The following is a 19261-nucleotide window of genomic DNA, read 5'->3' on the forward strand; positions in this document are numbered from 1 at the left end:
AGAAAGTATCGATGGACGAGCGAAACGCGCCGATCGAACTGCGTCTGCTGCGCTACTTCGTGACCGTGGCCGAAGAGATGCACTTCGGCCGCGCCGCCGCGCGTTTGGCGATGACGCAGCCGCCGCTTTCCCAGGCGATTCGCGCGCTCGAAGACGCCCTCGGCGTGGCGCTTTTCGCGCGCACCAAGCGCACGGTCGAATTGACGCCGGTCGGCAAGGATCTGCTGCCGGAAGTGCGGCGCATTCTCGCCGCCGCCGACGCGCTGCGTCCGCTCGCGCAATCGCTTTCGCGCGGCGAGGCGGGCGTGCTGTCGCTCGCGTTCGTTTCCACCGCCGATTACGGCCTCTTGCCCGCGCTGCTGCGCGATTTCGGCGCGCGTTATCCCGGCGTGCGCCTGCAACTGACCGAAGCGACGAGCGACGTGCAGATCGAAGAACTCGTCGCCGGGCGCATCGACGCGGGGCTCGTCATTCCGCCGCTGCCGCCGCGCCACGCCATGTCGCTGTCGTATCACGCGATTGCGCGCGAGCCGCTCGTCGTCGCGATGTCCGCGGATGCCGCCGAGCGGTTGCAGCAGGGCACGGCGGAATGGGCCGACACGAGCGTCGATCTGCGCGATCTCGCCGCCGCGCCGCTCGTCGTGTTTCCGAGGCGTCTCGCGCCGGGTTTGTATGACATCATTATGGGCTGCTACGGCGCGGCGGGGCTCACGCCGCGCATCGGGCAGGAGGCGATCCAGATGCAGACCATCGTGAGCCTCGTGTCCGCCGGCATGGGCGTCGCGCTCGTGCCGCAGTCGCTGCGGCATTTGCGGCGCACGGGCGTGGTGTATCGTCCGTTGCGGCCGGTCGCCGATGCGCCGGTCGTCGAAACCGGCCTCGTGTGGCGCGCGGCCGAGGTGAGCCCGGTGCTCGCCGGCTTCATCGAGATCGTGCGTGCGCGGGCCGCCGCCGTCTCTGCTTTATGATTCGTGCCTGACTCCGCTCGACTCCGCTTTGCTCTAGAACTCAACGATGCTCATTCACCCCAATTTCGATCCCGTCGCGATTCATCTCGGACCGCTCGCCGTGCGCTGGTACGGCCTCATGTATCTGGTCGCGTTCATTTCGGCCATCGTCATCGGCCGGTTGCGGCTGCGACTGCCGTATGTCGCCGCGCAAGGCTGGAGCGCGAAGGACATCGACGACATGCTGTTTTATGGCGTACTCGGCACGATTCTCGGCGGGCGCATCGGCTATGTGCTTTTCTACAAGGCGAGCTATTACGCCGCGCATCCGCTCGATATCTTCAAGGTGTGGGAAGGCGGCATGTCGTTTCACGGCGGCTTTCTCGGCGTGACCTTCGCGATGGTGCTGTTCGCGTATCAGCGCAGGCGCACGTGGCTGCAAGTGACGGATTTCGTCGCGCCGATGGTGCCGCTCGGGCTCGCGGCGGGGCGTCTTGGCAACTTCATCAACGGCGAATTGTGGGGCCGTGTGACCGACCCTGCCGCGCCCTGGGCGATGCTGTTCCAGAATTCGACCAACGACGACGCCATCTGGCTCGCGAAGAACCCGCAACTGGACGCGCAGTGGCATCTGACGGAAATCTTCCAGCGTTATCACATGCTGCCGCGCCATCCGTCGCAGTTGTATGAGATCGCGCTCGAAGGCATCGTGCTGTTCATCGTGATCTGGACGTTTTCGCGCAAGCCGCGTCCGGTCGGCGCCATTTCCGCGCTCTTTCTGATCGGCTATGGACTCGCGCGCTTCACGGTGGAATTCGCGCGCGAACCGGACGACTATCTCGGCCTGCTCGCGCTCGGCCTCTCGATGGGCCAGTGGCTTTCGCTGCCGATGATCGTCGTGGGCGTCATCATGATGGTGTGGGCGTACAAGCGGCATCGTCGCGTGGCGGCGAACGCGGCTTGAGCGCGCGATGGGCCGCGATTGCGGTCCCGCAAAGTCAGCGATCAGCGGCCCATCTGCACGGAGCCGGATACATCGACGGTCACGGTCGTCGTGCCGGCTTCCAGCGCCATCGGCGCGGCCATCTTGGCGTCGGCGCTCATTGCGCGCGACTGCATCATCATCACCGGACGCGGTGCCACGCCGCTATGTCCGACGTTCACCTCACGAATCGAATAGCTGCTGTAGCCGAACGCCTGCGAGGCGGCTTGCGCCTGCTTACGGAACGAATCGATGGCCTGCGTCGAGAGCTTTTGCTCCGCGGCGCGCTGCGCTTCCGGCGACAGTGAGAACGTGACGTTGCCGACCTGCATCGACGCGCTCATCTTGCCCGCGAGCTTCGAGGCCGCCGCGAAGTCGTGCGATTCGAGCACGACTTCCGTGCGTCCGCGCCATGCGGAAATCTTGCCGTCGCGGTCGGTCGACGGATACACGGAAAAGGAGCCGCTTTTCGCGGTCACGCCATCGACGCCTTTGGCTTCGCGCAGAGCGGCTTCGGCGCGCTGATTGAGCGTCGCGGTGAGCGACGAAGGATCGGCGGCTTCCTGCTCGTGAAACAGCGTGATCGTGACGACATCCTGCGGCACTTGCGCGCTCGCCTGCGCCGAAAGCGAGAGCACGCCCGCAGGCTGCGGATTGGCGATGATCGTCTGCGCGGCAGCGGTGGCGGAATAGGCGAGCGTCGCGCTCGACATCGCGAGGGCGAGGGCGGCGGCGGCGGTTTTCTTGTTCATCATCGAAGGGCTCCAACGCAAGGCGTCGCGTGATTCGCGACCGCACTTAGGCGGGCGGTTCGAGCCCTTAGTTCCTGCTCTGGAGGAGGCGTTCGGTAATAAAGCGCCACTCGTCCTCGGTGACAGGCGTGATCGACAGCCGATTGCCACGCGCGAGCACCTGCATTCCCGTGAGTTCCGCATGTTCGCGCAGTTCGGCGAGGGCAATGAGCCGCGTCTTCTTGACGAAGCAGACATCGACAAGCATCCAGCGCGGTGTTTCCTGCGTGGATTTAGGATCGTGATAGACGCTCTTCGGATCGAACTGCGTGGGATCGGCATACGCCGTCGAGCACACCTTCGCGATGCCCGCGATGCCCGGCTCGGGGCAGCTCGAATGATAGAAGAGCACGCCGTCGCCGATCTGCATCTGGTCGCGCATGAAGTTGCGCGCCTGATAGTTGCGCACGCCGGTCCACGGCAGCGTATTCTTGGGCGCGTGCGCGAGATGATCGATGCTCGCTTCGTCCGGTTCGGACTTCATCAGCCAGTAGCGCATGAGTTCGCGTGCGTGAGTGTGCGTGCAGGAGTGAGTGCCCGTGCCGGTTCGGGCGATGCAAATGAAAACGGCACCGGTAAAAACCGATGCCGTCGATACTTCCAAAAATAAGGTCCCCGCCTCAGCCGCTAGGCCGGCATCCTGAACCTGGGTTCAAGATTGGTCGCGGTAAGCAACACTTCGGGTACATCAGACAGAGTGACGCGCGCGCCCGTGCTGCAACGTTCCGCAACCGTGCCAATGTAGCATTGGTTCAAGGAATATATGACCTTGGCGTACCAGGCAGGGAGACCTCACTGTACACCAATCGTTTGCCCAATGCAGCCCCTTGCCTGCGTTTCTCGCGGTATCTTTTTTTGATTGACACCGCGACGCTGATTAGATCAGCGCATGACGGTCAGTGCGCTTCGTATTGCGCGATGACGGCGCCGAGCTGCTCGTTCATCGAGTGCATCGTGCGGCGGATCTCTTCGGCGGGAAATGCTTCACCGTGGCGCACGCTTTCCTGCAGCCTCAGCAATTCGGACGCCAGTGAAAGCGCGGCCATTACCGCGATTCGGTCTGTGCCGCGCACGCTGCTTGCGTTGCGCACCTTGTTCATTTCGGCATCGACGCGGGCCACGGCTTCCCGCAGCGCGGCTTCGGTCTCCGGCGAGCACGCGAGGCGATACTGCTGGCCGAGAATGGATACTTCGATCTGCGTGGTCGTCATGCCTTCTCTCCTTGATGATGCTCGCCGTGCATTTCCTCTGCGTGCGCATGTTCGTGCTGCGCTTCGCGCGATGCGCTGGCTTCGGCGTTGAGAAGATCGAGCTGATTATCGCTCTCGGCATGATGCGCTTTGGCGCGCGGCAGCTTTTCGAGGATCGCGTTAAGGCGCACTTGCGCATCGTCGATCTTCGCGGACAGCGAGTCGCGTTCGCCTTGCAGCGCATCGCGCTCGTTGCGCACTTGCACGAGCTCGGCCTGAATGCTCGCGTAATCGGCACGCAGTTGTTCGATTTGTGCTTCGAGCGCGACACGCGCCTGATTGTGGCGCTCGCTGATCTTGATCAGCCGGCCAATGTTTCCTGACAGTGATTCGAGTTCGTTGAGCATGTGCTGCGTCCTCTAAAGACCTGGCATTTTAGCGCGGTTCAACGGAGCTTCCGATAAATGTCTCGTTTCGAGACGTAACAACACGCGATCTTGCGCGCATCGCCGGGTATTCATGTGTGGAATGACGGCGCGGCGTGTCCGCATGCGCGGCAGGCGACGCAAAGTGGCCGTTCGAACCTCGCGAGCATCCGGCGCGCGCGTTCTTGACGGCCCCCATGCGCGCTCCTACACTTGCCGCACTTTTGGTGCTCGCGCCGCCTTTCTTGCGGCGCAGTCAAACGGGAAACAGGAAGCGTTGTCTCGCATGAGCGACACGCGCCAACCTGTGCTGCCCCCGCAACGGTAAGCGACCGCAACGCAAGTTGCAAGTCGTCCCTCGCGCGTTTCTTCTCGTTGCTCCGTGGTCGTTTGCCATCAGAGACGCGACTGCAAGAAACGTGTCGGCGCCACTGCGCTTCAAGCGCGGGAAGGCGGGACGATGCGTCGTCAGCCCGGATACCGGCCAATCGTCCAGCGCGCCGATGCTTCACCAGGCGGCGCGTGCGTCGCGCACAGACCTCGCGGGGAGCGGGGCACGCGCCAGTCTCCAACGGGAACGCTTCACACATGGTCTTGCCTTCGTCCGGCCTCGTTCGTCGCGCGGCGCGCGTCGTCCTGTTCGCCGCCGCCAGCGCGCCGCTTGCTCAGGCCGCGCACGCCGATTCCGATTCGACGCCGCAAACCCTCGCGCCCGTCGTCGTGACCGCGACGCGCAGCGCGCAACCGCTCGCCAATTCGATCCCGCAGGCGACGCTTTTCGACGCGCAGGACATCGCCGACAGCAACGCGGACGACGTGCTCGGACTCATCGCGCTCGCGCCCGGCGTGCAGATCACGCGCAACGGCGGGCCGGGCTCGACCTCGGGCGTCTTTCTGCGCGGCGCGTCGTCGGCGCAATCGCTGGTGCTGATCGACGGCGTGCGCGTCGAATCGGTCTCGCTCGGCGCGGCGCAGTTGTCGCAACTCATGCTCGATGAAATCGGACGCGTGGAAGTGGTCAACGGCAACGTGTCGGCGCTGTATGGATCGAATGCAATCGGCGGCGTCGTGCAGGTCTTCACGAAGGAGGGCGAGCCGCATCCGCCGCGCTTTCACTTCGAAGCCGAGTACGGCAGCTATCACACGCAGCGGCAATCGGCGGGCGTGGACGGCGCCCTCGACGCCGATGGCCGCACCACGTTCAGCCTGAACGTGTCGCGCGAAAAGACCGACGGCTTCTCGTCGATCAATCCCGCGCTCGCGCCCGCCGCGAATCCGAACGCGAACGGCTATCTGAACGAAAGCGTGGCCGCGACGCTGCGGCATAAGTTCAGCGACAAGTGGGACGCGGGCGTGCGCTTTCTGCAATCGAACGGCATCAACAGTTTCGACGATCCCTACGGCGTGCCGACGGATATCAACGAATCGCATGATCGCGTGCGTTCCGCGTCGGTGTTCGCGAACGGCAAGCTGACCGAGAACTGGACGACGCATTTCACCGTCGTGCAAGGGCAGGACCGCGCGAACATCGAGCAGAACGGCGTCTACACGAGCCGCTTCGACTCGGAGAATCATCAGTATCTGTGGCAGAACGACTTCCGGCTCACGGACGCGCACAAGCTCGTCTTCGGCTACGAGCATCTCGACCAGTCGCTCGACTCCGACCAGTTCAGCGCGCCGGACCGGCATGTGAACTCGGTGTTCGCAGGCTATGTCGGCCGCTTCGGTCCGAGCGAAGTGCAGGCCAACGTGCGCCACGACCAGTATTCCGACTTCGGCGGCGCGAACAGCTACTATCTGGGCTACGCGTACAACTTCGACGCGCACTGGCGCGCGAGCGCGAGCTACGCGGCGGCGTTTCGCGCGCCGAGCTTCGACGATCTCTACTACCCGTTCAGCGGCAATCCGTCGATCCAGCCGGAGCGCAGCCATTCGGCCGAGGCCGCGTTGCAGTACACGTCGAGCGATATTGGCGTGGTGCGCGTGACGGCGTTCGAGACGCGCTATTCGAATCTGATCGATTACGTGGGCGACAGCAGCGGCTTCTACGTCGCGCAGAACGTGGGGCGCGCGAAGGTGCAGGGCGTCGAGGGATCGTGGGCGGGTCGCGTGGGCGCAACCGACGTGCGCGCGAGCGTGACGTTCCAGAATCCCGTCGACGAGACGAATCACGAGGACCTCACGCGGCGCGCACGGCGCTTCGCGTCGCTGTCGGCGCATCGGTCGGTCGGGCGCTGGCGCGTGGGCGGCGAGTGGATCGTGAGCGGCGCGCGCAGCGACTACGACTCGACGCTCGCGGGCTACGGCGTCGTCAATCTTTCCGCGCAGTACGACATCACGAAGTCGTGGTACGTGAATGCGCGCATCGACAACCTGTTCGACCGGAACTATGAACTGGCTTACTCGTACAACACGCCGCGTCGAGGCGCGTACGTCACGCTCGGCTGGCATCCGTCGTGAGCCGTGCCGCTGACGGGCGCCGTCCGATCAAGGCGATGAACGCAAGCCGCGCCGCCTTGATCTGGCTTGCTCTGGGCGCGGCGGCCGCCGCCGTGCTGGCCGCTTCGCTCGCGCTCGGAAGCGTTGCTTTGCCGCCGTCGCGCGCCATCGCCGCGCTTTTGCACGCGCACGCCGCCACGCCCGATATCGCCGATGAAATCGTGCTGAACCTGCGACTGCCGCGCGCGCTCGCGGGCTTCGCGTCGGGCGCGCTGCTGGCGCTTGCCGGTGCGCTGCTGCAAGTGCTGCTGCGCAATCCGCTCGCCGAACCGTACGTGCTCGGCGTATCGGGCGGCGCGGCTGCGTTCGCGCTCACCGCGATGCTCGCGTCGATGCCGTGGTGGGGCGTCGATCTCGCCGCGTGCGCGGGCGCGCTCGCATCCATCGTTCTCGTGCTCGGGCTTGCGCGCACGCATGTGTGGCACGGCGAGCAGGATGCATCGCCAAGGCTTCTGCTCACGGGCGTCGTGATCGCGGCGGGCTGGGGCGCGCTCATCACGCTGATACTCAGCATCGCGCCGGAGAACCGGCTGCGCGGCATGATCTTCTGGCTCACCGGCGACCTCAACGGCGCATCGACGCCCTGGCCCGCGATGATCGCGCTCGGCGTGGCGCTCGCCGTCATCGTGCCGTGCGCGCCGCAACTGAACGTGCTCCTGCGCGGCGAGGCCACGGCGCGCTCGCTCGGGGTGCCGGTCGAACGCCTGCGGCTCTGCGTGTATCTGGTGGCATCGCTCGCGGCGGCGGCTGCGGTGACGACGGCGGGAACCATCGGCTTCGTCGGGCTCGTGGTGCCGCATCTTCTGCGCCTCGCGTTCGGCAACGATCAGCGCATGCTCGTGCCCGCCGCCGCGCTCGCGGGCGGCCTCGCCGTGATGAGCGCGGACCTCGCCGCGCGCACGGTCATCGCGCCGGCGCAGTTGCCGGTGGGCGTCGTGACCGCGCTGACCGGCGTGCCGATGTTCCTGTGGATGCTACTGCGAAGGCCGCGATGAAGCCGCTCACTCTGCACAACCTCGTCTTGCGCGCGGGCGCCCGGACGCTCGTCGATGGTCTCGACGCGACCATCGCGGCGGGCGAAATGTGGTGTATCGCCGGGCCGAACGGCGCGGGCAAGACCACGCTCATCGGCGTGCTGGCGGGACTCGCGAAACCGGCGTCGGGCGCGATCACGCTCGGTGGCCGCGCGCTCGCATCGTGGCGCGCGGCGGACCTCGCCCGCGAACGCGCGCTGATGCCGCAAAGCACGCACGACGCCTTCAGCGCGACCGTGCTCGACACCGTGCTGCTCAACCGCTTTCCGTATCTGACCGGCTGGGGCTGGGAAAGCGACGACGACCGCGCCGCCGCGCACGCCGCGCTGGCCGCGCTCGGTCTCGCTGCGCTGGCTTCGCGCGACGTGCTCACGTTGTCGGGCGGCGAACGGCAACGCGTGGCGCTGGCCGCCGCGCTGTGCCAGCAAGCGCCGCTGTTGCTGCTCGACGAACCGCTCGCGCATCTGGACCTGCATCATCAGATCGACTGTCTGCATGCACTAGCCGCCGCCGCGCGCGACGAAGGCCGCGCCGTCGTCTTTTCTTGCCACGACCTGAATCTCGCGCGCCGCTTCGCGACGCACGCGCTGCTGCTCGACGGCAAGGGCGGCGCGCATGTGGGCCGCGTCGCCGACGTGCTCACGCCTGCGCGTGCAAGCGCGGCGTTCGGCTATCCGCTGGTATTGATCCGCGATGGCGAGCATGAGGCGCTCGTGCCTTCGCTTCACTTTTTCTGACGAGGAACGCCGATGTCCACCGCCCACGACTTGCCGCTGCCGCGCGCGCTCGATCGCAGCATCGAACCGGCAATGCGCCGCATCATCGACATGAAGACGAAGCCGCCCGGCAGCCTCGGCCGGCTCGAAACGCTCGCGCTGCAAATAGGGCTGATCCAGCAGACGACGAAGCCGCGCATCGAACGTCCCGCGATGATCGTGTTCGCGGGCGATCACGGCGTCGCGGCTGAAGGCGTGAGCCCGTATCCGCAGGAAGTGACCGCGCAGATGGTCGCGAACTTTCTGGCGGGCGGCGCGGCGATCAACGCGTTGTCGCGCTCGGTCGGCATGGCGCTCGAAGTGGTGGATGCGGGCGTGGCCACGCCCATTCCGATCGACCACGGTTACGAGCGGCTGTCGCTCGGCCTCGGCACGCGCAACTTCGCGCACGAAGCGGCGATGTCGCGCGAGACGGCGCTCGAAGGCATCGCGCGGGGCGCTGCGTGCGTGCGCCATCACGCGTCGCTCGGAACGAACGTGATCGGCTTCGGCGAAATGGGCATCGCGAACACGTCGGCGGCGGCGTGTCTGATGAGCCGCCTGTGCGCGCTGCCGATCGACGAATGCGTCGGACGCGGCACGGGCCTCGACGATCGCGGCCTCGCGCACAAACGCGATGTGCTCGGGCGCGCGCTGGCATCGCATGCGGCGAGCGGCGACGCCATCGACACGCTCGCCACCTTTGGCGGCTTCGAGATCGCGATGATGACGGGCGCGTATCTCGCGGCGGCAGAAGCGCGCATGACAATTCTCGTGGATGGCTTTATCGCGACGTCGGCGCTGCTCGTCGCGTCGCGGATCGCACCGGACGTGCGCGAGTACTGCGTGTTCGCGCATGCGTCGAACGAAGCGGGGCATCAGCGCATGCTCGCGCATTTCAACGCCGCGCCGCTCCTGCAACTCGACATGCGGTTGGGCGAAGGCACCGGCGCGGCGCTCGCGCTGCCGATCGTGCGCGCGGCGGTCGCGTTCGTCGACGAAATGGCGAGCTTCGATTCGGCCGGCGTCTCGAACAAGCACGTCTGACATGAACCGTCCGCTCGACGAACTGCGCTATTTTTTCACTGCGCTCGGCTATTTCACGCGCGTGCCGGTGCCGCGCTGGGTCGGCTTCGAGCGCGACTATCTGAACGCGGCGGCGCGCTATTTTCCGCTCGTCGGCGCGATGGTCGGCGGCGTCGCGGCGCTCGTTTATCTCGTGGCGTTGCGTATGTTTCCGGCAGGCATCGCGGTGCTGCTTTCGATGGCCGCGACGCTCATCCTCACCGGCGCATTCCACGAAGACGGCCTTGCCGATTGCGCCGATGCGTTCGGCGGCGGCTACTCGCGCGACGACGTGCTGCGCATCATGCACGATTTGCGCATCGGCGCATTCGGGGCCATTGCGCTCGTCATCGCGCTCGCGCTCAAGTGGCAGAGCCTCGCCGCGTTGCCGCCGATACGCGCAGGATTTCTGATGATCGCCGCGCACGCCGCAAGCCGCACGTTTGCGATTAGCTATCTCCTCACGCTCGACTACGTGCGCGCCGAAGGCAAGGCCAAGCCGGTTGCGCAGCGCATGAGCGTGACGTCCTTCTTGATCGCGATGCTCTTCGGCTTGCCGTGGCTCTTTTGCATCGGCTGGCAATTCGCCTGCGTTGCGATTGCCGTCCTCGCGATGCTGCGCGTGATCGTGGGGCGCTACTTCGTGCGGCGCATCGGCGGTTATACGGGCGATTGCCTCGGCTGCGCGCAGCAAGTCTTCGAAATCGCGATCTATCTCGCCGGGCTCGCATGGACCTCGTACTGATTCGTCACCCGGCCGTTGCTGTCGATGAAGGCGTCTGCTACGGGCAAACCGATGTGCCGCTCGCGCGTGATGCACAGGCGTCGGCGCTTGAGCTCGACGCGCGTCTGCGCGTGCTCGACGTTCCCGCTTGCGTCGATGGATGGCACACGAGTCCGCTGCGCCGATGCGCGTCGCTTGCCGAGGCGCTCGGGGCGGCCCGCATCGACGCGCGGCTCGCCGAATTGTACTTCGGCGCATGGGAAGGACGCGCGTGGAACGATATCGATCGCGCGCTCATCGACGCCTGGGCGGCGGATGTCGAGCACGCGCGGCCGCACGGCGGCGAGAGTCTCGCGCAATTTAGCGAGCGCGTGACGGGCTGGTTCGACGAGACGTGTTCCAGCGCATCGGACGCGGTGCACGTGATCGCGCACGCGGGCGTCGTGCGTGTGCTCGCGGCGCATCTTCTGCGCGTGGATGGGGCAAGCGCGCTGCAATGGCCGCTCGCATTCGGCGGGATCGTGCAGCTTCGTCGTGTCGATACGGTGTGGGCGCTCGTGCGGTGGAATGCTTAGGGCGTTGGCCGCGTGGTCTCACATGCCGGCTCGGTGCGCGTGTTCGCGGCGCGTATGCTTCGCGTGGATCGGGCGAGCGTCTTGCAATGGCCGCTCGCGTTCGGCGGGATCGCGCAGTTGCGTTGTTTCGATACGGCGTGGGCGCTCGTGCGGTGGAATGCGTACCGCGTTGGCCATGTGGTCTCACATGACGGCTGTGTGCGGGTGCTCGCGGCGCATCTTCTGCGCGTGGATCGGGCGAGCGCGCTGCAATGGCCGCTCGCGTTCGGTGGGATCGTGCAGTTGCGTCCTTTTGGCACGGCTTGGGCGCTCGTGCGGTGGAACGCTTAGGGCGTTGGCCGCGTGGACTCAGCCTCCGTGCATCGCGGTCGCGTCATGGACTTGCGCCGGTCACGCGGACGTTCCGCACCTAAGCCGAAGGTCGACGGTCTGGCTCCGCATCAACGCCGCTTGCGTGCGACATCCAGATCGCGGCAAAGCTGCGCCGCGCCGAGCGCGAGACGCGGCGTCGGGCGATTAATCAGATCGCCGTCGATGCCGAAGAGATTGCCACGCGCAACCGCCGTCATCGACGTCCATTGCTTCCATCGGTCGAGCGCGGGCAACGGGCGGTCGGGCCGGGTCGCGCCGGGCGTCGCAGTGACGATGGCTTCCGGATTCGCGGCGAGCACGGCTTCGGTCGAGACGGTCGGCACGCGCGGCGCTTCAGCAGCGAAGACGTTCGCGCCGCCGCATAGCCCGATCACTTCGCTGAACACGTTGTCGCGATTGAGCGTCATCAACGGATCATCCCAGACCTGATAGAACACGCGCACCGGCGGCAGTTGCGCGTAGTGCGCGCGCAGGGCGGCGATATCGCGCGTGAATGCCGTCGATGCGGCGCGCGCCGTGTCGTCGGTGCCGAGTAGCGCGCCGAGCCTGTCGATGCTCGCGGGAATATCGGCGAGGTGCTTCGGCTCGCTGAAAAAGAGCGGAATGCCGAGCGCCTTGAGCTTATCCGTCTGACGCGCTGCATTGCCGTGCCGCCACACGACGATCAGATCCGGATGCAGCGCGACGATTCGCTCCAGATCGAGCGCCTTGTTGTCGCCGACGCGCGGGATCGACTGCGCTTCTTTCGGATAGTCGCTATAGCTCACGGTCCCGACGATGCGCGCGCCGCCGCCCGCCGCGTACAGCAACTCGGTGACGTGCGGCGCGAGGCTCACGACGCGCGTCGCGGGCGCGGGCAGGGTCACGGAAGCGCCGGTGTCGTCGGTGACGGTCAGCGACGCGTGGGCGTGGTTTATCGCGAAGACGGCGGCGCACGCGGCGAGACGCAAACTCGATATGCACGCCTTCATGCGTTGATCTCCGTGAGCGCGGGCAGCGTCAGCGACGCGTGGGCGTTGATTATCGCGGAGACGGCGAGACATGCGGCGAGACGCAGGCTCCTTGTACGTGTCTTCATGGGTTAATCTTCGCAGGCGCGGACAGGGTCACAGATGCGCCTGTGTCGTCAATGACGGTCAGCGACGCGTGCACCTGACTTATCGCGGAGACGACAGCGCATGCGGAGAGACGCAAACTCCATGTGCGCGCTTTCATGCGTTGATCTCCGTGAGCGCGGGCAGCATCAGCGACGCGTGACCCCGATCCATCGCAAACACGGCGACGCATGCGCAATAACCCAAGCTCCATTTCATCCCGCACTCTCCGCGAGCGCCCGTTCGAGCCTCCCCCAGTCGCCCTCGGTCCCCGGCAAACCGATGCGCAGGCTCGGCGTCATATCGGCCCGGTCAAAGAGCCGCGTCCAGATGCCGCGCGTCGCCAGTTCGTGCTGCAGCGCGGGCGCGCGCGGCGTCGGCGTCCAGGCGAAAAGCGGCGTGGCGCGCACGTCGAAGCCGTGTCGCGCGATCATCGCGGCAAGCCGCGCGCCGTCGCGATGCAAACGCTCGCGCGTCTCGGCCTGCCACGCGCGATCCGCAAACGCCGCCATGACCGCATGCCGCGCCGGTCCGCCGACGGTCCACGCGCCTTGCTCGGCGCGCAGCGCGTCGAGCAGCGCGGGCGCGGCCAGCACGAAGCCCGCGCGGATGCCCGCCAGCCCGAAGAACTTGCCGACCGAACGCAGCACGATGAGTCCTTCGCGGCTGGTTTCGCCAGAAAGAGAGGACGCGGGATCGGCGTCGGCGAAAGCTTCATCGACGATCAGCGTGCCTGCGCGCGCTGCAAGCTGCGCGAGCCAGCGCAAGAGCGTTTCGCGGTCGAGCCGCTCGGCGGTCGGATTATTCGGATTGGCGACGATCACATGGTCGAGCGAGGCGGGCAACGTCGTCCACGCGATATCGAGCGGCACGACGCGATGACCGCCGCGCACGAACGCCGGCGCGTATTCGCCGTAGGTGAGCGGCGCGATGCCGACCGTGCCGCGCTTCAAACACAAGGGCAGCGCGCGGATCGCCGCTTGCGAGCCCGCCACCGGCAGCGCGAGCGGCGCGCCGTAATAGCGCGCGGCGCAATCGGCGAGACCGTCGTCGTCTTCGGGCAGGCGCCGCCAGGCGTCGGGCGGCACGGGCGGCACCGGATAGCCGCGCGGATTGATGCCCGTCGAAAGGTCGAGCCAGTCGTCGAGCGGAATCGAATAGCGGCGCGCGGCTTCGCGCAGATTGCCGCCGTGCGGGATCGGATCAGGCATTCGTCGTCACACTCAAGATGGCGAGAATCAGAAACACCGCGAGCCACAGCAGCACCGAGCGGTCGATGAGCCGCAACGCCGCGACGATATGCCGGGGCGTCGCATTGTGACCCGCGCCGAGCGTCGGCCGCGCTTCGAGCACGCCGTGATAGACCGCCGCGCCGCCGACCAGCACGTTCAGGCTGCCCGCGCCCGCCGCCATCACGGGGCCGGCGTTCGGGCTGTCCCACGAGCGCGCCTGCGTGCGCCAGCAGTGCCACGCCATGCCGGTATCGCCCGCGAGCGCGTAGCTGGCCGCCGTGAGGCGCGCGGGAATGAAGTTCAGCACGTCGTCGAAGCGCGCGGCCGCCCAGCCGAAGCGCAGATAGCGCGGCGTGCGATAGCCCCACATCGCGTCGAGCGTGTTCGCGAGCCGGAACGCGAGCGCGCCGGGGCCGCCCGCAATCGCGAACCAGAACAGCGCGCCGAAAATCGCGTCGTTGCCGTTTTCCAACGCCGATTCGACCGCCGCGCGCGACAGCGCCAGCTCGTCCGCCTGCGACGTATCGCGCGACACGATGCGCGAGGTGAGCGTGCGCGCGCCGTCGATATCGCCGAGACTGAGCGCCCGCGCAATCGGCGCGATGTGTTGGCGCAGGCTCGTCGCGCCGAGCGCGAACCACAGCAGCGTCACATGCACGACGCACGCATACGCGAATGGCAGCACGCTCACCACGAACCACGCGATGCAAACCGGCGGCGCGACGGCGGCGATCCACGCGAGAATCCCCGCTGGCCGCGCGCGATGCCCGGTGTTCAGCCGCGCTTCGAGCTTCGTCGCGAACTGGCCGAATGCGACGAGCGGATGCCGCCCGCGCGGCTCGCCGACAATGCGATCGACGATCACGCCGAGCACGGCGAGGAGCGCCATCGCGTAGACGGAAAGAAGGAGCATGACGGTCGGTCCTTCAGCCTTTGAGGACGAGCGGCAGGCCCGCAACCATCAGCGTGGCGCGCGTGCTCGCCGCCGCGACGCGCTGATTCAGGCGGCCGAGTTCGTCCACGTAAAGGCGCGTGACCGAGCCGAGCGGGACCACGCCGAGTCCGATTTCGTTGCTCACGACGATGACCTTGCCGCGCGCATCGGCGAGGGCGCGGTCGAAGGCGTCGAATGCTTCGATGGCGGTGCGGGGAAGGGTGGCGGCTTCGTCGAATGAGGCGTCCGGCGGACAGAGCAAATTCGCAAGCCAGAGCGTGAGACAGTCGATCAGCACGCAGTGTCCCGCGCGGTCCGCTTCGCGCAACGCGCCCGCGAGATCGAGCGGCGCTTCGACAAGCGTCCAGTGCGCGGGCCGGCGCGTCCGATGATGCTGCACTCGCTCGGCGAACTCCGCATCGCCGATGCGCGCCGTCGCGATATAGGTGACGGGCAGGCCGCTTGCCTCGGCGAGGCGCTCGGCGCAGGCGCTCTTGCCGGAGCGGGCGCCGCCGAGGATGAACGTGAGGTCGGGGATCATCGCAATATTGTACTGACGGGCTAAGATAGCGCGTCGTTCTTCATGGGAATCCTCCGATGCCCTTCACCCCGCGCGGCACGTTGATGATTCAGGGCACCACGTCCGATGCCGGCAAGAGCACGCTCGTCGCGGGCCTCTGCCGTCTCGCGCGGCGCGGCGGCGTGAAGGTCGCGCCGTTCAAGCCGCAGAACATGGCGCTCAACAGCGCAGTGACGATCGACGGCGGCGAAATCGGCCGCGCGCAGGCGCTGCAGGCGATCGCGGCGGGCGTGCCGGCGCGCATCGACTTCAATCCGGTGCTGCTCAAGCCGACGAGCGATCGCGGCGCGCAGGTCATCATCCACGGCCACGCGCACGCCAATCTCGACGCACGCGCTTATCACGCCTACAAGAGCCAGGCGTTCGATGCCGTGTTGCAGTCCTACGCGCGCTTGCAGGCGGACTTCGACGCGGTGATCGTCGAAGGCGCGGGCAGCCCCGCCGAGATCAACCTGCGCGACCGCGATATCGCGAACATGGGCTTTGCGGAACGCGTCGATTGCCCGGTCGTGCTGGTGGCCGATATCGATCGCGGCGGCGTGTTCGCGCACCTCGTCGGCACGCTCGCCTGTCTGTCGGAGAGCGAGCGCGCGCGCGTGCGGGGCTTGGTCATCAACCGCTTTCGCGGCGATATCGGGCTTCTGAAGCCGGGGCTCGACTGGCTCGAAGCGCAGACCGGCAAGCCGGTCCTCGGCGTGCTGCCGTACCTGCACGGTCTTACGCTGGATGCCGAAGACATGCTGCCGCGTGATTCCCGGACGCCGGGCGAAGGCGCCACGCTGAAGGTGATCGTGCCCGCGTTGCCGCGCATCAGCAATCACACGGACTTCGATGCGCTGCGTGCGCATCCTCAGGTCGATTTCGCCTATGTGCGCGCGGGCGTCGGGCCGCCGCCGGCGGATCTGATCGTGCTGCCGGGCTCGAAGAACGTGCAGCGCGACCTCGCGTGGCTGCGCGAGCACGGCTGGGACCGCGCGATCACGCGGCATCTTCGGTACGGCGGCAAGGTGCTCGGCATCTGCGGCGGCATGCAGATGCTCGGTCGCGACATCGACGATCCCGATGGCGTCGAAGGCGCGGCGGGGCGCGTCGCGGGTCTCGGTCTGCTCGATCTGTACACCGTGCTCACGCCGAACAAGCAACTGGAGAACGTGAGCGGGCGCTTGTTGATCGGCTCGGCATCGGCGAGCGTGCGCGGGTACGAGATTCACATGGGCCGCACGAACGGCGCGGCGCTCGACCGGCCGCTGGTCGCGCTGGATTCGGGGCGCGTCGATGGCGCGGTGTCCAACGATGGACAGATCGCCGCGACGTATCTGCACGGCGTCTTCGATACGCCCGAAGCCTGCGCGGCGCTGCTCGCGTGGGCGGGCGTCGACGATGCCGCGCCGCTCGACTATCCGGCGCTGCGCGAGGCGTCGCTGGAGCGCCTCGCGGATGCGTTCGCGCAGTCGCTCGATCTGGACGCGCTCGCGGCGTCGTTCGCCTGAAGGCGTCAATACAGAATCATCTGCGTACACCGGAACATCGCGATGAGCTTACCGTCGCCGTTCGTCACCGTCGCGTCCCACACGTGCGTGCTGCGCCCGAGATGCACCGCGCTCGCCTTCGCGACGATCTTGCCCTCGCGCGCCGTCGAAACGTGATTGCTCTTGAGTTCGAGCGTCGTGAAGTTCTGCGCCTTTTCCGGCAGATGCGCGATGCACGCGTAGCCGCAGCACGTATCGGCTAGGCCCACGACGGTCGCCGCGTGCAGAAAGCCGTTCGGCGCGAGCAGTTCCGGGCGGATGACGAGTTCGCCGGTGAGCGCGCCTTCATCGAGCGAAAGAAGCTGGATGCCGAGCAGGTCGGGCAGACGGCCTTTCTGGCGGTTGCGCAGGTAATCGAGCGTGACGTCGGGGCGAAGGGGCATGAGCGGTCATCCGGTCAGGAAGGGAAGCAAGCGCGCGCCGATTGGCCGACCGGCCAGCGTGCCGCGCGTGTCGTTTGCCGATATTATCAACGGCTCGAATCATGTATTCGTTCTATAACGACGAAACCGTGCGCGCGCCTTCCGCGCTGTCTTGCGCGCCGAACAAATATCAGGACATTTCATGACCGTGATCGTGTTGGCAAATCCGAAGGGCGGCGTCGGCAAAAGCACGCTCGCAACCAACCTGGCCGGCTACTTCGCCGCGAACGGCGAATGGGTCGCGCTCGCCGATCTCGACAAACAACGCTCGGCGCACGGCTGGTTGTCGCTGCGGGTCGACACGCTGCCGAAGATCGAGGAATGGGGCGTCGATCTCGACGCGCCCGCGAAGCCGCCGAAAGGTCTGGAAAAAGCCATCGTCGATACACCGGCAGGTGTGCACGGCAACCGGCTGGCGCTCGCGCTGCAACTGGCCGACAAGATCATCGTGCCGTTGCAGCCGTCCATGTTCGACATCCTCGCGACGCAGGACTTTCTCACCAAGCTCGCCAAGGAAAAGGCGGTGCGCAAAGGCTCGATTCAGGTCGGCGTGGTCGGCATGCGCGTCGATGCCCGCACGCGCTCGGCGGAGCAATTGCATCGTTTCGTGGAAGGGCTCGACCTGCCGGTGCTGGGCTTCCTGCGCGATACGCAGAACTACGTGCAACTCGCCGCGCACGGCCTCACCATCTGGGATGTCGCGCCGAGCCGCGTCGAAAAAGACCTGGAGCAGTGGCAGCCGATCATCGACTGGGCGCAGAAGAAGTAAGAAAGCCGGCGCTCCATGACGGATGCGCCGGCCTCGTCAAGGCAAAGCTCGGAAGATTTACGTCCAGTTCTGCGTCGGCACGTGATCGCGGCTGCCCTTGATGCGGTTGTTGTCGTCGACGAACACGAGGCTCGGCTTCCAGCCCGCCGTAATTTCGCTTTCGTCCAGCTGCGCGAACGCCGCGATGATGACGAGATCGCCCAGTTGCGCGCGCCGCGCAGCCGACCCGTTCAGCGAAATCATGCCGCTGCCGCGCTCGCCCTTGATCGCGTACGTGGTCAGGCGCTCGCCGTTGTTCACGTTCCAGATGTCTATCTGCTCGTTTTCGAGCAGGTTCGCCGCTTCGAGCAGATCCTCGTCGATGGCGCACGAGCCTTCGTAATGCAGCTCGCAGTGCGTGACCGTCGCGCGATGAATCTTCGATTTGAGCATGGTGCGTTGCATGGTGCGGACTTCCTTCAGATTTCCAGATTGTCGATGAGGCGCGTTGCGCCGAGCTTGGCCGCCGCGAGCACGACGAGGGGCGCATCGGCGTCCGACTCGCCCGGCGCGATCAGATCGGCGCGCTTGCGCACGCTCACGTAGTCGGGCTTCCAGCCGCGCGCGGCGAGCGCATTCATGGCGTCGCGTTCGAGCGCGGCAATGTCGCGATTGCCCGACAGCACGGCTTCGCGCACGCGCTGCAACTGCGCGGCAAGCTGCGGCGCCTCGGCGCGCTCGGCCGCCGACAGAAAGCGATTGCGCGAGGAAAGCGCGAGGCCGTCGTCGTCGCGCACGGTTTCGGCGGCGATGATTTCCGTTGGCAGCGCGAACTGGTGGCACATCTGCCGCACGATCATCAACTGCTGATAGTCCTTCTTGCCGAACACCGCGACGCGCGGCTGCACGCACGACATCAGCTTCATCACGACCGTGCACACGCCATGAAAGAAGCCGGGGCGGAATTCGCCTTCGAGAATGTCGCCCAGATTGTGCGGCGGATGCACGCGATATTGCTGCGGCTCCGGGTACATGTCCGTTTCGGTCGGCGCGAACAGCACGTAGACGTTTTCGCGTTGCAGCTTTTCGATGTCGTCCTGCAGCGTGCGCGGATATTTGTCGAAGTCTTCGTTCGGGCCGAACTGCAGGCGATTCACGAAGATGCTCGCGACCACGGGATCGCCGTGCTGACGCGCAAGCCGCATCAGCGAGAGATGGCCTTCGTGAAGGTTGCCCATCGTCGGAACGAAGGCGGTTCGGTTCTGGCCGCGCAACTGGTCGCGCAGTTCATGGATCGAGCTGATGACTTTCATCGAGCGGGTGTCTCCTGGCGGGCGGCGTGCTGATCGGCTGCCCCGAGGCA

General features: G+C 66.5%; 22 protein-coding genes, 1 other RNA gene and 1 riboswitch. Of the genes, 11 read left to right on the forward strand and 12 right to left on the reverse strand.

Translation table 11 applies throughout. The features are described 5' to 3' along the window. Positions 1-11 precede the first annotated feature (11 nt). Both GV035_RS12965 and lgt read left to right on the forward strand, forming a co-directional pair. Complete coding sequence (locus GV035_RS12965; RefSeq protein WP_159835487.1) at positions 12-968, forward strand: LysR family transcriptional regulator; 957 nt, start codon at positions 12-14, stop codon at positions 966-968. A 46-nt stretch (positions 969-1014) separates the two neighbouring features. Continuing rightward, entirely contained in the window at positions 1015-1911 is an 897-nt protein-coding gene (lgt, locus tag GV035_RS12970; RefSeq protein WP_159835488.1) for a prolipoprotein diacylglyceryl transferase, read from the forward strand. A 41-nt stretch (positions 1912-1952) separates the two neighbouring features. On the opposite strand, the gene GV035_RS12975 is transcribed toward lgt, so the two are convergent. The 5 genes from GV035_RS12975 to GV035_RS12995 form a co-directional block, all read right to left on the reverse strand. Further along, a complete protein-coding gene (locus GV035_RS12975) occupies positions 1953-2684 on the reverse strand; it encodes an SIMPL domain-containing protein (protein ID WP_442859557.1) in 732 nt (243 codons plus the stop codon). A 64-nt stretch (positions 2685-2748) separates the two neighbouring features. Beyond that, a complete protein-coding gene (locus tag GV035_RS12980; protein WP_159835489.1) occupies positions 2749-3219 on the reverse strand; it encodes an EVE domain-containing protein in 471 nt (156 codons plus the stop codon). 109 nt (positions 3220-3328) lie between these two features. Then, positions 3329-3511, reverse strand: a non-coding RNA gene (ssrS, locus tag GV035_RS12985) — 6S RNA. A gap of 105 nt (positions 3512-3616) precedes the next feature. After that, positions 3617-3931 carry a cell division protein ZapA gene (locus tag GV035_RS12990; RefSeq protein ID WP_159835490.1) on the reverse strand — a complete coding sequence of 105 codons (315 nt, stop codon included), beginning with the start codon at positions 3929-3931 and terminating at the stop codon, positions 3617-3619. Continuing rightward, the gene (locus tag GV035_RS12995) at positions 3928-4317 is read right to left on the reverse strand and encodes an ATPase (RefSeq protein ID WP_159835491.1); all 390 of its coding nucleotides are present in this window, start codon (positions 4315-4317) and stop codon (positions 3928-3930) included. The genes GV035_RS12990 and GV035_RS12995 overlap by 4 nt, the downstream gene beginning before the upstream one ends. 226 nt (positions 4318-4543) lie before the next feature. Further along, positions 4544-4838, forward strand: a riboswitch (cobalamin riboswitch). An 85-nt stretch (positions 4839-4923) separates the two neighbouring features. Between GV035_RS12995 and GV035_RS13000 the strand changes: the two genes are divergently transcribed. From GV035_RS13000 to GV035_RS13030, 7 genes are read left to right on the forward strand one after another with little or no spacing between them, the layout of a single operon-like run. Beyond that, the gene (locus GV035_RS13000; RefSeq protein WP_159835492.1) at positions 4924-6795 is read left to right on the forward strand and encodes a TonB-dependent receptor domain-containing protein; all 1872 of its coding nucleotides are present in this window, start codon (positions 4924-4926) and stop codon (positions 6793-6795) included. A 35-nt stretch (positions 6796-6830) separates the two neighbouring features. Next, positions 6831-7829, forward strand: coding sequence for a FecCD family ABC transporter permease (locus GV035_RS13005; RefSeq protein WP_159837874.1), 999 nt, complete (start codon positions 6831-6833; stop codon positions 7827-7829). Then, on the forward strand, positions 7826-8605 hold the full coding sequence (locus GV035_RS13010; RefSeq protein ID WP_159835493.1) for an ABC transporter ATP-binding protein: 780 nt from the start codon (positions 7826-7828) through the stop codon (positions 8603-8605). Before GV035_RS13005 ends, GV035_RS13010 begins: the two co-directional genes overlap by 4 nt. Positions 8606-8617: 12 nt before the next feature. Further along, positions 8618-9670, forward strand: a complete 1053-nt coding sequence (gene cobT, locus GV035_RS13015) for a nicotinate-nucleotide--dimethylbenzimidazole phosphoribosyltransferase (RefSeq protein WP_159835494.1) — start codon at positions 8618-8620, stop codon at positions 9668-9670. A 1-nt stretch (position 9671) separates the two neighbouring features. Continuing rightward, the gene (locus GV035_RS13020; RefSeq protein ID WP_159835495.1) at positions 9672-10433 is read left to right on the forward strand and encodes an adenosylcobinamide-GDP ribazoletransferase; all 762 of its coding nucleotides are present in this window, start codon (positions 9672-9674) and stop codon (positions 10431-10433) included. After that, positions 10418-10987 (forward strand): alpha-ribazole phosphatase family protein, encoded by a 570-nt coding sequence (gene cobC, locus GV035_RS13025; RefSeq protein WP_159835496.1) that lies wholly within the window; start codon positions 10418-10420, stop codon positions 10985-10987. The genes GV035_RS13020 and cobC overlap by 16 nt, the downstream gene beginning before the upstream one ends. A gap of 12 nt (positions 10988-10999) precedes the next feature. After that, positions 11000-11317, forward strand: a complete 318-nt coding sequence (locus GV035_RS13030) for a histidine phosphatase family protein (protein ID WP_236572596.1) — start codon at positions 11000-11002, stop codon at positions 11315-11317. Between the two features lie 110 nt (positions 11318-11427). On the opposite strand, the gene GV035_RS13035 is transcribed toward GV035_RS13030, so the two are convergent. The 4 genes from GV035_RS13035 to cobU form a co-directional block, all read right to left on the reverse strand. Continuing rightward, positions 11428-12330: a cobalamin-binding protein gene (locus tag GV035_RS13035; RefSeq protein WP_159835497.1), complete on the reverse strand. Its 903-nt coding sequence runs from the start codon at positions 12328-12330 to the stop codon at positions 11428-11430. 338 nt (positions 12331-12668) lie between these two features. Continuing rightward, a complete protein-coding gene (cobD, locus tag GV035_RS13040) occupies positions 12669-13664 on the reverse strand; it encodes a threonine-phosphate decarboxylase CobD (RefSeq protein ID WP_159835498.1) in 996 nt (331 codons plus the stop codon). Then, on the reverse strand, positions 13657-14598 hold the full coding sequence (gene cbiB / locus GV035_RS13045) for an adenosylcobinamide-phosphate synthase CbiB (protein ID WP_159835499.1): 942 nt from the start codon (positions 14596-14598) through the stop codon (positions 13657-13659). The genes cobD and cbiB overlap by 8 nt, the downstream gene beginning before the upstream one ends. A gap of 13 nt (positions 14599-14611) precedes the next feature. Then, positions 14612-15160: a bifunctional adenosylcobinamide kinase/adenosylcobinamide-phosphate guanylyltransferase gene (cobU, locus tag GV035_RS13050; protein ID WP_159835500.1), complete on the reverse strand. Its 549-nt coding sequence runs from the start codon at positions 15158-15160 to the stop codon at positions 14612-14614. Positions 15161-15216: 56 nt separating this feature from the next. Between cobU and GV035_RS13055 the strand changes: the two genes are divergently transcribed. Continuing rightward, on the forward strand, positions 15217-16689 hold the full coding sequence (locus GV035_RS13055) for a cobyric acid synthase (RefSeq protein WP_159835501.1): 1473 nt from the start codon (positions 15217-15219) through the stop codon (positions 16687-16689). A 5-nt stretch (positions 16690-16694) separates the two neighbouring features. On the opposite strand, the gene GV035_RS13060 is transcribed toward GV035_RS13055, so the two are convergent. Further along, a complete protein-coding gene (locus GV035_RS13060; RefSeq protein ID WP_159835502.1) occupies positions 16695-17111 on the reverse strand; it encodes a PaaI family thioesterase in 417 nt (138 codons plus the stop codon). 181 nt (positions 17112-17292) lie between these two features. On the opposite strand from GV035_RS13060, the gene GV035_RS13065 reads away from it, so the two are divergent. Then, the gene (locus tag GV035_RS13065; protein ID WP_159835503.1) at positions 17293-17919 is read left to right on the forward strand and encodes a ParA family protein; all 627 of its coding nucleotides are present in this window, start codon (positions 17293-17295) and stop codon (positions 17917-17919) included. Between the two features lie 57 nt (positions 17920-17976). Here GV035_RS13065 and panD read toward each other — a convergent pair whose 3' ends face one another. Together panD and panC are read right to left on the reverse strand one after the other, a co-directional pair. Further along, a complete protein-coding gene (gene panD, locus GV035_RS13070; protein ID WP_159835504.1) occupies positions 17977-18363 on the reverse strand; it encodes an aspartate 1-decarboxylase in 387 nt (128 codons plus the stop codon). 14 nt (positions 18364-18377) lie between these two features. After that, positions 18378-19211 carry a pantoate--beta-alanine ligase gene (gene panC / locus GV035_RS13075; RefSeq protein WP_159835505.1) on the reverse strand — a complete coding sequence of 278 codons (834 nt, stop codon included), beginning with the start codon at positions 19209-19211 and terminating at the stop codon, positions 18378-18380. Between the last annotated feature and the right edge of the window lie 50 nt (positions 19212-19261).

The sequence above is a fragment of the Burkholderia sp. 8Y genome, from assembly GCF_902506145.1.
In the GTDB taxonomy this organism is placed as follows: domain Bacteria; phylum Pseudomonadota; class Gammaproteobacteria; order Burkholderiales; family Burkholderiaceae; genus Caballeronia.